Source organism: Methylorubrum sp. B1-46 (assembly GCF_021117295.1).
GTDB lineage: Bacteria > Pseudomonadota > Alphaproteobacteria > Rhizobiales > Beijerinckiaceae > Methylobacterium.
This window is the reverse complement of the sequence record NZ_CP088247.1, coordinates 1865366-1879582: the sequence shown is the minus strand read 5'-3', so window position 1 is coordinate 1879582 and position 14217 is coordinate 1865366. Positions and strand designations below refer to the sequence as shown.

The following is a 14217-nucleotide window of genomic DNA, read 5'->3' as shown; positions in this document are numbered from 1 at the left end:
TTCCCGTTGCTCCAGCAGCATTCAAGCGCGAAGTGCCGGCCGCCGGTCGGATCGCTGTCGCGTTTCAGGAGAGCCAAATGCCCAAGCTGAAGACGAAGTCGGGCGCCAAGAAGCGCTTCAAGGTTACCGGCACCGGTAAGGTGGTCTACGCCCAGGCCGGCAAGCGCCACGGGATGATCAAGCGGACCAACAAGCAGATCCGCAACCTGCGCGGCACCACGACCCTGTTCGAGGGCGATGCCGCCAACGTGAAGAAGTACTTCCTGCCGAACCAGCGGTAAGTTCTTCCACCCCCGCGATCTGTTTTGTCTTAACGTTCCAGGAGATTTCCCATGGCCCGCGTCAAGCGTGGCGTGACCAGTCACGCGAAGCACAAGAAGGTTCTGAAGGCCGCCAAGGGCTATTACGGCCGGCGCAAGAATACGATCCGCATCGCCAAGCAGGCGGTGGAGAAGGGTCTGCAATACGCCTACCGCGACCGCAAGAACAAGAAGCGCACCTTCCGCGCTCTCTGGATCCAGCGGCTCAACGCGGCGGTGCGCGAGCACGGCCTGACCTATTCCCGCTTCATCGATGCCCTGGCCAAGTCCGGCATCCAGGTGGACCGCAAGGCTCTCTCCGAGCTCGCCATCCACGAGCCGGCCGCTTTTGCGGCCGTGGTCGAGAAGGCGAAGTCGGCCCTGCCGAAGGCCGCCTGATCGCGCTCCGCCGAGCGGCGGAACGATCGAAGCTTTGACAAGGCGCGGCGCGGCAAGCGCCGCGCCTTCTTCATTTGGGCCGGGGCGTGTTTGCCCGGCGGCCCCGGCCCGCCTCGGTCGCGCGCTTGCAGGAATGCGGACGACGCGCGAAGGCAGCCCCGGACGACTGGCCAAGGACAGCGGTGATGGATCTCGACGCTCTCGAACGCGATCTTCTCGGGCAGATCGAGCAGGCAGGGGACGAGGCCGGCCTGGAGGCCCTGCGCGTGGCTGCGCTCGGCAAGAAGGGCAGCGTCTCCGAGCTGCTGAAGACGCTCGGCACGATGACGCCCGACGAGAGGCGTGAGCGCGGCCCCCTCATCAACGGCCTGCGTGACCGGGTGCAGGGCGCGATTGCTCAGAAGCGCGAGGCGCTGGCGAACGCCGCCCTCGACGCGCGGCTCGCCGCCGAGCGCATCGACGTGACGCTGCCGCTTCGGGAGGCGCCCGAAATCCGCGGCCGCATCCACCCGATCAGCCAAGTGATCGAGGAGATCACCGCGATCTTCGCCGATCTCGGTTTCTCGGTGGCGGAAGGGCCGGACATCGAGACGGACGAGTTGAACTTCACTGCGCTGAACTTCCCCGAGGGACACCCGGCGCGGGAAATGCACGACACGTTCTTCCTGGCGCCGGATCATCTCGGCCGGCGCAAGCTCCTGCGCACCCACACCTCGCCGGTGCAGGTGCGCACCATGCGGGCCAAGCAGCCGCCGATCCGGGTGATCATGCCCGGCCGCACCTACCGGCACGATTCCGACCAGACCCACACCCCGATGTTCCATCAGGTCGAGGGACTCGTCATCGACCGCTCGGCCAACATCGCCAACCTGAAATGGGTGCTCGAATCGTTCTGCCGCGCCTTCTTCGAGGTCGAGGCGGTGACGATGCGCTTCCGCCCCTCGTTCTTCCCCTTCACCGAGCCGTCGGCCGAGGTCGATATCCAGTGCTCGCGCAAAGGCGGCGAGTTGCGCTTCGGCGAGGGCACCGACTGGCTGGAAATCCTCGGCTGCGGCATGGTCCACCCCAACGTCCTGCGCAGCGGCGGGCTCGACCCGGATCAGGTCCAGGGCTTCGCCTTCGGCATGGGCATCGACCGCCTCGCCATGCTCAAATACGGCATGCCGGATCTGCGCCCCTTCTTCGAGGCGGATGTGCGCTGGCTGGAGCATTACGGCTTCCGGCCGATCGACGTGCCGAGCCTGGTCGGCGGCTTGACCGCTTGAGCCCTGCCGCCCCGACTTTCGATCCCGGCCCGGCCCGCTCCGGCGGCCGCGAGGATGTTCTGAGATGAAATTCACCCTCTCCTGGCTCAAGGACCACCTCGACACCGAGGCCTCCCTCGACGCGATCGCGGAGACGCTGACGCGGATCGGCCTCGAAGTCGAAGGCATCGAGGACAAGGCCGCCGCGCTTCGCCCCTACGTGATCGCGCGCGTCATCTCGGCCGAGCAGCACCCCAACGCCGACCGCCTGCGGGTCTGCCAAGTCGATGCCGGCGACGGGCAGCCGCTCCAGGTCGTGTGCGGCGCGCCGAACGCGCGCAGCGGCATGCTCTCGGTCTTCGCGCCTCCGGGCACCTACGTGCCGGGCAAGAACATCACCCTGTCCGTCGGCACGATCCGCGGCGTCGAGAGCCGCGGCATGCTCTGCTCCGGCGCGGAGCTGGGCTTGAGCGAGGATCACGACGGCATCCTCGACCTGCCTCAGGATGCGCCGGTCGGCACGCCTTACGCTCTCTGGGCCGGGCTCGACGATCCGGTGATCGAGATCAACCTGACGCCGAACCGCTCGGACTGCGCCTCGATCCACGGTATCGCCCGCGATCTCGCCGCCACCGGCATCGGCACCCTCAAGCGCGAGCCGATGCCGCCGGTCCGCGGCGAGGGCGCCTGCCCGACCCCGGTCACGCTGCGCTTCGACGCGCACGACCGGGGGCTCTGCCCGCTCTTCGCCCTCCGCCTCGTGCGCGGCGTGAAGAACGGTCCCTCGCCCGAGTGGATGCAGAAGCGCCTGCGGGCAATCGGCCTGCGCCCGATCAACGCGCTCGTCGACATCACCAACTACATGACCTTCGACCGCGGCCGGCCGCTGCACGTCTTCGATGCGGGGAAGGTCGCGGCCGGCCTCACCGTGCGCCTCGCGGAAGACGGCGAGAGCCTCGTGGCGCTCGACGGCAAGACCTACCGGCTCGACTCCGACACCGTGGTGATCGCCGACGGGAACGGCGTCGAGTCGATCGGCGGCATCATGGGGGGTCAGGCCTCGGGCTGCGATGAGACCACCACCGACGTGCTGATCGAGTCGGCCCTTTGGGATCCGCGCAACATCGCCCGCACCGGGCGACGTCTCGGTATCATCACGGACGCGCGCTACCGCTTCGAGCGCGGCGTCGATCCGGCCTTCGCCCTGCTGGGCCTCGACCTCGCCACCCGCCTCGTGATCGATCTCTGCGGCGGCAGCCCGAGCGAGGCCACCATCGCCGGCGAGATCCCGGATCTCGACCGCGTCATCGACTTCCCCTGGACCGAGGTGCGGCGGCTCGCCGGCATCGAGCTGTCGCGGGCCGAGATGAAGGTGACGCTGGAATCCCTCGGCTTCCACATCTCCGGCTCGGGAGACCGGGTGAAGGTGCTGCCGCCGTCCTGGCGGCCGGACGTGGAGGGCAAGGCCGACCTCGTCGAGGAGATCGTGCGCATTGCCGGCCTCGACCGGATCGAGCCGAAGCCGCTGCCGCGGATCGAGACGGTGGCGGTCGAGCCGATGCTCACCGTGCTGCAGCGGCGCGGGCGCCTCGCCAAGCGGGCGCTGGCGAGCCGCGGCATGCTGGAGGCGGTGACCTATTCCTTCATCCCGCACGAGGACGCGCGCCTGTTCGGCGGCGGCAAGGCCGATCTGGCGCTCGCCAACCCGATCGCCGCCGACCTCTCCGACATGCGCCCGAGCCTCGTGCCCGGCCTGTTGCGGGCCGCCCAGCGCAACGCCGACCGCGGCTTCCCCGACACCGCCCTGTTCGAAGTCGGCCAGTGCTTCGCCAGCGACGAGCCGGAGGGTCAGTCCCTGCGCGCCACCGGCCTGCGCCGCGGCACGGCGCGGCACGCCGGCGCCGGGCGCCACTGGAGCGGCGCGGCGGAGACCGTCGATGCGTTCGAGGCCAAGGCCGACGCGCTGGCGCTGCTCGCGGCCCTCGGCGTGCCAACCGGCGGTCTCCAGATCGTGGCCGGCGGCCCCGACTGGCTGCATCCCGGCCGCTCGGGCACGCTCCAATTCGGGCCGAAGAACGTGGTCGGCCACTTCGGCGAGCTGCACCCGCGGCTCCTGAAGGCGATGGACCTCAAGGGCACGCTGGTGGCCTTCGAGATCACCCTCGATGCCCTGCCGCTGCCGCGCCACCGGCCGACCAAGGCCAAACCGGCGCTGGCGCTCCCCGACCTCCAGGCGATCTCCCGCGACTTCGCCTTCGTCGTCCCGCGCGACGTCGCGGCGGCCGACATCCTGAAGGCGGCGCAGGGGGCCGAGCGCAAACTCATCACCGGCATCGAGGTGTTCGATCTCTACGAGGGCGCCGGCGTCCCCGAAGGATCGAAGTCGGTCGCGGTCGCGGTACGGCTGCAGCCCTCCGAGCGCACGCTGACTGATGCGGAGATCGAGGCGGTGAGCGCCAAGATCGTCGCCGAGGTAGGCAAGAAGACCGGAGCGACGCTTCGTTCGTGATCGAGGGAGGCAGGGCCATGGATGCGGATCTCGTCGCGGTTCTCACGGAGGCGAACCATCTTCCGGCCGAGGCGCTGAAGCGAGCCGTGCAGAATCCCGAGGCGGTCGCCGAGCCGGTGCTCGCCCTGCTGGAGCGGGCGGCGGAGGATGCCGAAGCGATCGAGGACGAGGAGGTCAACCTCCTGTTCTGGGGCCTGCATGCCCTGGCCGCGGCCCGCGATACCCGCGTCTTCCCGCCCCTGATGCGCCTGCTGCATCAGGACGGAGAGGCGGTGGAAGGACTTCTCGGCGACGGCATCACCGAGGCCCTGGCGCCGGTGATCGCCTCGACTTTCGACGGCGACACCGACTTGCTCGCTCGGCTGATCCTCGACAGCACCGCCGACGACTTCGTCCGCGGGTCGGCCTTCAGCGCGTTGGGCTTCCTGACGCGGCAGGGTCGGATTCCGCTGAGAGAGGCGGAAACCCTGCTGGTGCGCTTCGACGAGGCGCGCGCGGCGGTCGAGGGGGGACCGGCCTGGACGGCCTGGGAAGAGACGATCGCCTATCTCGGACTCACCGCACTCGCCCCGCGGGTGGAGGCGGCCCGCCGCGACGGGCGCATCACCGACGAGTTCAGCGACCTGCCGTGGTTCCGCAAGGCATTACGGCAGGCCAGCGCCGAACCGCCGGATCTCAGCGCCTTCGACGCGCGCCACTACACCTATCTCGACGATCCGGTGACGACCCTCGGCTGGACCGCGGAATCCTACGGCCAGCCGGTCACGAACCCGTTCAAGGATGTCGGGCGCAACGATCCCTGCCCCTGCGGCTCGGGCAAGAAGTACAAGAAGTGCTGCCTCAACGCCCTTGAGGCGAAGCCGGCCCCGGTGCGTCTGCCCGGCCTGTCCTGACCCCGTTCAACGGGTTGTCCGGGTCCCAGGCGTAGTGGAGCGTCTCGAAGCGCATCGAACGGGCATCGACCATCAGCAGGCGCCCGACCAGGGGCTCGCCGAAGCCGGCGAGCGCCCGGATCACCTCCATCGCCATCAGCGAGCCCATTACGCCGGCAAGTGCGCCGAGCACACCGGCCTCGGCGCAGGGCGCGACGCTGCCCGGCGGCGGCGGGCTCGGGAACAGGCAGCGATAGGTCGGGTTCGGCTCGCCTCCCGGTCCGGTCTCGTGGGCGCGGATCGTGGTGAGCGAGCCGTCGAAGGCGCCGAGCGCCGCCGTCACCAACGGTTTTTTGCCGGCAAAGCACGCATCCGAGACGGCATAGCGCGTCGAGAAATTGTCGGAGCCGTCGGCGACGAGATCGTAGCCTTCGAGCAGGGCCGGCGCGTTCTCCGGCGTCAGGCGGCAAGCGTGGGTCTCGACGCGCACATGCGGGTTGAGGCGGGCGACGGCGTCGACCGCGCTCTCGACCTTCGGGCGGCCGACATCCGGCGTGCCGTGGATGACCTGCCGCTGCAGGTTCGACAGCGAGACGATGTCGTCATCGACGATGCCGATCGTGCCGATGCCGGCGGCGGCGAGATACTGGATCAGCGGCGCGCCGAGCCCGCCGGCGCCGATGACGAGCACGCGCCCGGCCTTCAGCCGGGCCTGCCCCGGGCCGCCCACCTCGCGCAGGACGAGGTGGCGGGCGTAGCGTTCGATCTCTTCGGAGGTGAGGGCCATGCCGGCCATGTAAGCGCCTCGGGCGGGCAGCGGAAGCGGGTCAGGGCTTGCTGCGCGGACGACGGGCGCGTGATACGGCTTGGCTCACCAACGAAGAGCACTGTTTCCCACCCGAATTCCTCATCCTGAGGTGCCGGAGCGGAGCGGAGGCCTCGAAGGATCCTCCAGGGATCGCGCGGGAACTGGACGCCCCTTCGAGGCCTGCTGACGCGGGCACCTCAGACGAGGGACAGGGTGGGAGCAGCGAGACACCAGGACCGCCCTTGTCCGACCATTCCCCTCTCGCCCTCGCCCAGGCACTGATCCGCTGCCCCTCCGTCACCCCTGAGGAGGGGGGCGCGCTGTCGTTCCTGGCGGACGCCCTCGCGCGCGCGGGCTTCTCCGTCGAGCGCCCGGTTTTCTCCGAGCCCGGCACGCCGGACATCGAGAACCTCTACGCCCGCATCGGGACGACGGGTCCGGTCCTCGTCTTCGCCGGCCATACCGATGTGGTGCCGCCGGGCGAGACGGCCTCTTGGACCCATGGACCCTTCTCCGGCGAGGTATCTGAGGGCTTCCTCTACGGCCGCGGCGCTGTGGACATGAAGGGCGGCATCGCCTGCATGCTCGCCGCGACGCTGGACTTCCTCGACGCGCGAGGGCCGGAATTCGGCGGCTCTATCGTCTTCCTCATCACCGGGGACGAGGAGGGGCCGGCGGTCAACGGCACCGTCAAGCTGCTCGAATGGGCGAAGGGGAGGGGCGAGCGCTTCGACCATTGCCTGCTCGGCGAGCCGACAAACCCCGATACGCTGGGCGAGATGATCAAGATCGGCCGGCGCGGCTCGCTCACGGGGCGCCTCACCGTGCAGGGGCGCCAGGGCCACGTCGCCTATCCGCACCGGGCCGAGAACCCGATTCCGGGCCTGCTGCGCCTCGCCTCCGCGCTGATCGCCGAACCGCTCGACGATGGCACCGCGCATTTCGACGCCTCGAACCTCGAATTCACGACGATCGACGTCGGCAACCCCGCCACCAACGTGATCCCGGCCTCGGCCAAGGCCGTCTTCAACGTGCGCTTCAACGACGACTGGACCGCCGAGACGCTCGGCGCCGAAATTCGGAAGCGCCTGGAGGCGGCGGCCGGCAACGCCGTGCGCTTCAGCCTCGACCTTCAGCCCTCGAACTCGCCGGCCTTCCTGACCCAGCCCGACGCCTTCGTCGATCTCGTGGCGGATGCGATTGCAGCCGAGACCGGACGGCGCCCGGCCCTCTCCACGACGGGCGGCACCTCGGATGCGCGCTTCATCAAGGATGCCTGCCCGGTGATCGAGTTCGGCCTGGTCGGGCGGACCATGCACGAGACCGACGAGCGGGTGGCGGTGGCGGATCTCGACCGGCTCACCGCGATCTACGGGCGGGTGCTGGAGCGTTATCTCTCGTCGTAATCGACGCCGACGAAGGTCAGCCCGCAGGCCGGGGCCAGCGGCCCGCAGCGGTGCTTGGCCTTGGTGGCCAGAATCTCCGCCACGTCGTCGGCGGAGAGGCGGCGGCAGCCGGCGAGCATCAGCGTGCCGGCCATGGCGCGCACCTGATGGTGCAGGAAGGAGCGGGCCGAGGTCGCGATCACGATTTCCTCGAACAGGCCCATCCGCTCGCGCGTCACGTCGAGCTGTTCGAGGGTGCGGACGGGCGAGTTCGCCTGGCACTCCGCGGCGCGAAACGCCGAAAAGTCGTGGCGGCCGAGCAGGCGCTGGGCGGCCGCGTGCATCAGCCCGGCATCGAGCGGCCAGGGCACATGCCAGACATGGGCGCGGGTCAGCGCGGCGGGGCTGCGCCGGTTGAGGATGCGGTAGCGGTAGTGCCGCCGGATCGCCGAGTGCCGCGCGTCGAAGGCCTCCGTCACCAATTCGGCGGAGAGGATGGCGACCGGCTGCGGGCGTAAGTGCGCGTTGAGCGCGTCGCGCACGGTGTCGGTGCGCCAGTCCTTGGCGAGATCGAGATGCGCCACCTGATGGATGGCGTGGACCCCCGCATCGGTGCGGCCGGCGCAGGTCAGCCGCGCGGCCTCGCCGGAGAACCGCGTCACGGCGATCTCGATCGCCGCCTGCACGGTCGGGTCGTCGGCCTGACGCTGCCAGCCGCAGAACGGTCCGCCGTCATACTCGATGACAAGCTTGTAGCGGGGCATCAGACGGGCGCGCTCACGCGAAGGAGGCTCCCGCCGCCAGCCGCGCCCCGCGCAAAAACTCCTCGCCGCTCGCGACGCCGCCCTTGCCGGCCCGGCGCAGTTCGATGAGCCGCACCGCGCCGGTGCCGCAGGCCACCGTGCAGGCGGCGTCGAGCAGCGTGCCCGGCGCGCCGGACCCGTCCGCGGGCAACGCCCGAAGCACCTTCACCCGCTCCGCCCCCTTACCGAGATCGGCCTCGAAATAGGCGCCGGGAAACGGCGACAGCCCGTTGATGTGGCGCGCGACCTCCTCGGCCGGCCGCGACCAGTCGATCCGCGCCTCTTCGTTGGTGATCTTGTGGGCGTAGACGACGCCCTCTTCGGCTTGCTGCACGAAGGTGAGGCCGCCCCGCTCCAGCGTCCGGATCGCCCGCCCCATCAGGTCGGCGCCGAGCGGCATCAAGGCGTCGTGCAACTCGCCGGCCGTCATGCCCTCGGTGATCGTGATGCGCTCTTCCATCGCCACGGGGCCGGTATCGAGCCCAGCCTCCATCCGCATCACGCCGACGCCGCTCATCGCGTCGCCCGCCATCACCGCCCGCTGGATCGGCGCGGCCCCGCGCCAGCGCGGCAGCAGCGAGCCATGCAGGTTGAGGCAGCCGTGGCGCGGCAGGTCGAGGATTCTTTGAGGCAGCAGCAGGCCGTAGGCGACGACGACCGCCACGTCTGCCCCATGCCCGGCGAAGTCGTCCGCCGCCGCCTCGCTCTTCAGGGTCGCCGGCGTCAGCACCGGCAGGCCCAGGGCATCGGCACGGGCATGGACGGGAGAGGGCTTCAGCGCCATGCCGCGGCCGGCCTTGGCGGGCGCGCGGGTGTAGACGGCGGCGATGGTGTGGCCGTCGGCGTGGAGACGGTCCAGGGTGGGGACGGCGAAATCCGGCGTTCCCATGAAGACGATGCGCATCGGGTCCGTTCAGGCGGCGTCGCGCTTGGCGGCCTTGGTGAACTTCTTCATCACCCGGTCGCGCTTGAGCTTCGACAGGTGATCGATGAACAGCACACCGTTGAGATGGTCGATCTCGTGCTGGAGGCAGGTGGCGAGCAGGCCGTCGGCCTCCTGCTCCACGGTTTCGCCGTCGAGGGTCATGTAGCGCACCCGGACCCGGTCCGGCCGCTCGACCTCGCCGTAGAATTCGGGGATCGACAGGCAGCCCTCGTCGTAGATGCGCTTCTCCTCGGACGACCAGACGATCTCCGGGTTGAGGTAGACGGTCGGGTTCTTCGCGTTCTCGTCCTTCGAGGTGTCGATGGTGACGACGCGCTTGGCCACCCCGATCTGGATCGCGGCGAGGCCGACGCCGGGGGCGTCGTACATCGTCTCGATCATGTCGCGGGCGAGCGTGCGGATCTCGTCGGTGATCGCGCTCACCGGCTCGGAGATGCGGCGCAGCTGCGCGTCGGGCAGGATGACGAGGGGGCGGACAGTCATGGCTTCCGGGCCGGGAGGGGCAAGGGCGTTTCGAACGCGCGCGAAAACGCGCTCTCTGACCCGGAGATAGGCGGCGGCGGGGGGGCGGTCAAATGCCGACGGGAGGGGTCTTTCGCGGTCACAGACTCAGGCGCTTGAACACGGGCTCGGGGATCGCACCAATCACCGCCATGACGAGGCGCCAGACCTTGCGCACATAGATCACGTCGCCCCCGCGCCCTTCCGCGGCGGCATAGACCGCCCGCCCGACCTCGACCGGCTCGGCGGTCAGGAGCGGCGGCAGACGCAAGTTTCGGGTCATCCGGGTGCGCACGAAGCCGGGTTTCACCGTCACCACCCGGACCCCGCTCTTGGCTAGACGGTTGCGCAGGCCGGAGAGAAAGGCGGTGAAGCCGGCCTTGCCGGCGCCGTAGACGTAGTTCGAGCCGCGCCCGCGGTCGCCGGCGACCGAGCTGATGCCGACGATGGCGCCGCTGCCCCGCGCGGCGAAGCGCTCGGCGAGGAGGCCGAGCAGCAGGGACGGTCCCAGAAAATTCGTCCGCATCACCCGCTCGGCATGGGCGGGATCGCTCTCGGCTCGGCCCTGGTCGCCGAGTTCGCCCACAGCGCAGATCACGGTGTCGGGCAAGACCGGCAGCCCGTCGAGCCACGCGGCGAAGCTCTCGCTCTCCAGAATATCGAGGCGCAGCAGCGTGACCTCGGCCCGGTGGCGCGCTTGGAGGTCGTCGGCGCTGCGTTGCGCCCGCTCGGGGTCGCGCGCCGCCAGCAGGATGCGCCAGCCGGCCTCGGCGTAGCGCGCGGCCACGGCGTGGCCGATATCGGAGGTGGCCCCGACGAGGAGCAGGGTTCCGGCCATCACAATCCCAGGCGCGCGGAGAGGCGGGAGGCGAGCACCCCGTCGGCGCCGAGCCGGCGCCGGAGGTCTCGGAAGGCGGGCAGGGCGGGATAGCCCGCCTCGAAGGTGTCCCGGCTCTGGCGGGCATCCTTGGCGAGGTAGAGCCGTCCGCCGGCCGCAACGACGCTCCGGTCGAGCGCGGCGAGCAGGGCGAAGGTCGCAGCATTCGCCGGCAGGTCGAGGGCCAGCGTGTAGCCCTCCATCGGGAAGGACAACCCGTGCCCGCCGGGGCCGAGCCGCTTGAGCACTGCCAGCGGCGAGGCGGTGCCGAGGTGGGCGACCCGATCGAGAATTCTGGCCAGGACGGACTCGGCGCCCCGCCGGGGCACGACGCATTGGTGCTGCACGAAGCCGCGGGCGCCGTAGAGGCGGTTCCAGGACGCCAGCCCGTCGAGGGGGAAGAAATAGCTCTGCCACGGCACGAGACCCGAGGCAGGCGCCGCCCTCCCTCGGCGAAAGTAGAGCGCGTTGAAGGCCGTGACGGAGGCGCGATTCAGGGTCCAGCCCGGCAGTCCAGGCGGCACCGTGAGCCGGCTACGGGTCGGGATGGGGAATGGGTCGCACCCGGCGGCGAGGCAGGCTTCGCGCCCGGCATGCTCGCCGCGATAGACGAGGCCGCGCCCGAGAGCGGCCCCGCGGGCGAGGCAGTCGATCCAGGCGACGGAATAGGTCGCCGCGTCATCCTCATCCAGCGCCCGCAGCATCGCCGGAAGGTCGGCGGCGACGCGGGTCTGCTGGCAGATCCAGCCGCTCTCGACCGGCCGCAGCCGGAAGGTGGCATCGAGGATCGTGCCGGTCAGCCCCATCCCGCCGAGCGTCATGGCGAAGAGATCGGGGTTCTGGTCGCGCGAGCAGACGCGCGGGACGCCGTCGGGCGTCAGCAGCGTCAGGGCCTCGACATGGGCGCCGAAGCCGCCCTCGCGGTGGTGGTTCTTGCCGTGGACGTCGGAGGCGATCATCCCGCCCAGCGTCACGAACTGCGTGCCGGGCACGACCGGCGGGAAGAAGCCCCGCGGCAGGAAAGTGCGAACGATGTCGGCCAGCATCACGCCGGCCTCGGCCCGCAGCCGCCCCGTGGCGGGGTCGAAGCCGCGGATCCGGTCGAGGGCGCCGGTCAGGCACGTGATGCGCTGGCCGACGGCGGCATCGCCGTAGGCGCGCCCGGCGCCGCGGGCGATTACGCCCCGCCGGCCGCGCAGGAGCGTGGGCAGGGTTTCGGGCGCATCCGCCACCAGGATCTCGCTGGCCGCGCGGGGATACCGGCCCCAGCCAGAGATCGTCCGCAGGCTCCGCGCCTCCGGGCCGCCATCGGCGAGGGCAAGGTTTGCGGGCATAACGGCGCTCAGGCGTGAGCCATGCGGACCGTCGCGGCCTTGACCTGCGTCGAACCCGGCACCGCCTGCGTCCGGCGGAGGATGCGCCAGACCAATGCGAGAAGGAGGAGGAAGGGCGGGGCCGAGAGCGAGATCCCGACGGGCAACACCAGGGCCGTTCCGCTCAGGGCCCCGTGCAGCGGGGTCGCCATGATGCCGTAGCCACCCACGATCCAGCCGAGCCCGAACAGGGCAAGCTCCTCCCCTCGGCGCGCCTGCCGGAGGAGGTCGGGCAGCAGAAGGGCGAGGGCGATGCCGTAGAGCGGCAGGTCGTAGTCGTAGGCGTAGGGGCTGACGAACAGGCTCACCAGTGCGGCAAGGCCGACGACCTGCCGTCGCGGCATCCCTTTCCAAAGGGCAAGCGGGATCAGGCCGAGGACCGAAGCGGCGGTCGCCATCTGGGCCGCCAGCGCGAGGGCGGCCGGCAGATCGAGGCTGCGCAGCCACGCGTAGACCGAGATCATCCGAAAAAGCGGGTAGGCGCCCGCGGCCAGGAACGCCTTGGCCTCCTCCACGCCACCGAGGAAGGCTGGCCAGATCGCCGGGCCGAGCACGAAGGTGGAGAGCGCGAGCGCGAGCGCGGCCGTCACGGCAGCGAACCCGAGGCATCGCCAGCGGCGCAGAACGAGGGCGCAGACCGCGAGCCCGACGGCGAGATGCGGCTTGATCACCATCAGGCCGAGCGGCAACCCGGCCAGCGCCCGTCCGCCGAGGAGACCGAGGGCCGTCAGCCCGATCAGCGTACCGGTGAGAAAGCCGTTCTGGCCGCCGGCCACCGCGATGAAGAGGGCCGGCGCCAGCGCGACGACGACGGTCGCGAAGTGTGGCCCGGCGATCCGGCGCAGGACGAGAAGGTAGGCCGCGAGCGTCGAGCCGGCGAACACGAGATAGGCGAGACTGATCGGCAGGGGTGCGAGCGCCGCCACCACGAGGTTGAAGGGCGGGGGGTAGGTCCAGGGCAGGAAGGCCTGCTCGCCGGTGAGAGCCTGCTGCGCCTCCAACAGAGACGGGAGATGGTAGGCCTGGGCGATGTCGCCCTGCCACACCATCCGGCCGGCGACGTAGAAGGCGTCGAAATCCGTGAGTTCCTGAGCGGGAAGAAGCCCGGCGTAGCGCAGCGCCTTGCTGAGCATGACAGCCACGAGGCTCAGGAGGAGCATCCGCACTACGAAGGGCGTGGCCAGCCGCTCGTGGAATCGCGGGACTTCAGATCCCAGCGCTTGATGTCTCGGAACTTGATTTTTCGGATCTTGATTTCTCGGACCTTGGAACTTCGTCCCACGGCCAGGACCCTGATCTGCTTGAAGATCCATCATGGTCGAGCCGGGACGATCCGTGCGGAAAATACTGTCTTTCGGCACAGCCGCGCCGGTCCGCGACCAGATTTGTCATGGTGCGATTTAAGAAGCCGTTACGGGATCGCTCCGAACGGAAGCGCCGAGCAGGCGGCCTCGAACCCTGGTCCGGACCTCTCGCCGTGCCGTGCGGCTTGAGCGTGGTGATTAGTCCCGCGCGGCCTCGTTCTCGCTCCGCACGGAACGACCGCCCTCAGAACGCCGTGCGGCTGCGGATCGCCGCCGTGAGCGTGCCCTCGTCGAGGTAATCGAGCTCGCCGCCCACCGGCACGCCGTGGGCAAGGCGGGTGATCGTCAGCCCGAGCGGCTTGAGCGATTCGGTGACGTAGTGGGCCGTGGTCTGGCCATCGACCGTGGCGTTCAGCGCCAGGATGATCTCCTTCACCCCCGGTTCGCTCGCCCGCTCCACGAGGCGGCCGATGGTGAGATGCTCGGGCCGCACGCCATCGAGCGCCGAGAGCACGCCGCCGAGCACGTGATAGCGCGCCTTGACCGCGCCGGAGCGCTCCAGCGCCCAGAGATCGGACACGTCCTCCACCACCACGAGGGTGGTGGGATCACGCGTTTCGTCCCGGCAGATCGTGCAGGGATCGCTGGTATCGACGTTGCCGCAGGAACGGCACACGACGATGCGATCGGCCGCGATCCGCATCGCGTCGGCGAGCGGCGCCAGCAGGGTCTCGCGCTTCTTGATCAGTTGGAGCGCGGCCCGGCGGGCGGAGCGGGGCCCCAGCCCTGGCATGCGCCCGAGAAGCTGGATCAGACGCTCGATCTCGGGGCCGGCGACGGCTTGGGGCATGCGGGCGATACGGCTGTGGCTGGGAAGGGACGGCGGGCGCCCTCTCT

At 70.2% G+C, this 14217-nt stretch carries 14 protein-coding genes; 6 read left to right on the top strand and 8 right to left on the bottom strand.

Features of this window, described 5'->3' with window-relative positions; translation table 11 throughout:
- The first annotated feature begins 77 nt into the window (after positions 1–77).
- The 5 genes from rpmI to LPC10_RS08750 all read left to right on the top strand — a co-directional run bounded on the left by rpmI (position 78) and on the right by LPC10_RS08750 (position 5344).
- The gene (gene rpmI, locus LPC10_RS08770) at positions 78–281 is read left to right on the top strand and encodes a 50S ribosomal protein L35 (RefSeq protein ID WP_009863555.1); all 204 of its coding nucleotides are present in this window, start codon (positions 78–80) and stop codon (positions 279–281) included.
- A 51-nt stretch (positions 282–332) separates the two neighbouring features.
- Positions 333–698 (top strand): 50S ribosomal protein L20, encoded by a 366-nt coding sequence (rplT, locus tag LPC10_RS08765; RefSeq protein WP_108939684.1) that lies wholly within the window; start codon positions 333–335, stop codon positions 696–698.
- 185 nt (positions 699–883) lie between these two features.
- Positions 884–1963, top strand: coding sequence for a phenylalanine--tRNA ligase subunit alpha (gene pheS / locus LPC10_RS08760; RefSeq protein ID WP_231346345.1), 1080 nt, complete (start codon positions 884–886; stop codon positions 1961–1963).
- Between the two features lie 64 nt (positions 1964–2027).
- Positions 2028–4451: a phenylalanine--tRNA ligase subunit beta gene (gene pheT / locus LPC10_RS08755; RefSeq protein WP_231346344.1), complete on the top strand. Its 2424-nt coding sequence runs from the start codon at positions 2028–2030 to the stop codon at positions 4449–4451.
- Positions 4452–4468: 17 nt separating this feature from the next.
- Complete coding sequence (locus LPC10_RS08750) at positions 4469–5344, top strand: DUF1186 domain-containing protein (protein WP_231346343.1); 876 nt, start codon at positions 4469–4471, stop codon at positions 5342–5344.
- On the opposite strand, the gene LPC10_RS08745 is transcribed toward LPC10_RS08750, so the two are convergent.
- On the bottom strand, positions 5292–6110 hold the full coding sequence (locus LPC10_RS08745) for a molybdopterin-synthase adenylyltransferase MoeB (protein WP_231346997.1): 819 nt from the start codon (positions 6108–6110) through the stop codon (positions 5292–5294). The two genes, LPC10_RS08750 and LPC10_RS08745, sit on opposite strands and share 53 nt — an antisense overlap.
- 263 nt (positions 6111–6373) lie before the next feature.
- Here LPC10_RS08745 and dapE point away from each other — a divergent pair, with 263 nt between their 5' ends.
- Positions 6374–7537 carry a succinyl-diaminopimelate desuccinylase gene (gene dapE, locus LPC10_RS08740; RefSeq protein ID WP_231346342.1) on the top strand — a complete coding sequence of 388 codons (1164 nt, stop codon included), beginning with the start codon at positions 6374–6376 and terminating at the stop codon, positions 7535–7537.
- Here dapE and truA read toward each other — a convergent pair.
- The 7 genes from truA to recR form a co-directional block, all read right to left on the bottom strand.
- Complete coding sequence (gene truA, locus LPC10_RS08735) at positions 7522–8280, bottom strand: tRNA pseudouridine(38-40) synthase TruA (RefSeq protein WP_231346341.1); 759 nt, start codon at positions 8278–8280, stop codon at positions 7522–7524. The genes dapE and truA overlap by 16 nt on opposite strands.
- 13 nt (positions 8281–8293) lie before the next feature.
- Positions 8294–9223: a methionyl-tRNA formyltransferase gene (gene fmt, locus LPC10_RS08730; protein ID WP_231346340.1), complete on the bottom strand. Its 930-nt coding sequence runs from the start codon at positions 9221–9223 to the stop codon at positions 8294–8296.
- A 9-nt stretch (positions 9224–9232) separates the two neighbouring features.
- Entirely contained in the window at positions 9233–9748 is a 516-nt protein-coding gene (locus tag LPC10_RS08725) for a peptide deformylase (protein WP_231346339.1), read from the bottom strand.
- 118 nt (positions 9749–9866) lie between these two features.
- Entirely contained in the window at positions 9867–10604 is a 738-nt protein-coding gene (locus tag LPC10_RS08720; protein ID WP_231346338.1) for an SDR family oxidoreductase, read from the bottom strand.
- Complete coding sequence (locus tag LPC10_RS08715) at positions 10604–11977, bottom strand: FAD-binding oxidoreductase (RefSeq protein WP_231346337.1); 1374 nt, start codon at positions 11975–11977, stop codon at positions 10604–10606. Before LPC10_RS08715 ends, LPC10_RS08720 begins: the two co-directional genes overlap by 1 nt.
- 8 nt (positions 11978–11985) lie before the next feature.
- Positions 11986–13176: a glycosyltransferase family 87 protein gene (locus LPC10_RS08710; protein WP_231346336.1), complete on the bottom strand. Its 1191-nt coding sequence runs from the start codon at positions 13174–13176 to the stop codon at positions 11986–11988.
- A gap of 388 nt (positions 13177–13564) precedes the next feature.
- Positions 13565–14170, bottom strand: a complete 606-nt coding sequence (gene recR, locus LPC10_RS08705) for a recombination mediator RecR (RefSeq protein ID WP_231346335.1) — start codon at positions 14168–14170, stop codon at positions 13565–13567.
- Between the last annotated feature and the right edge of the window lie 47 nt (positions 14171–14217).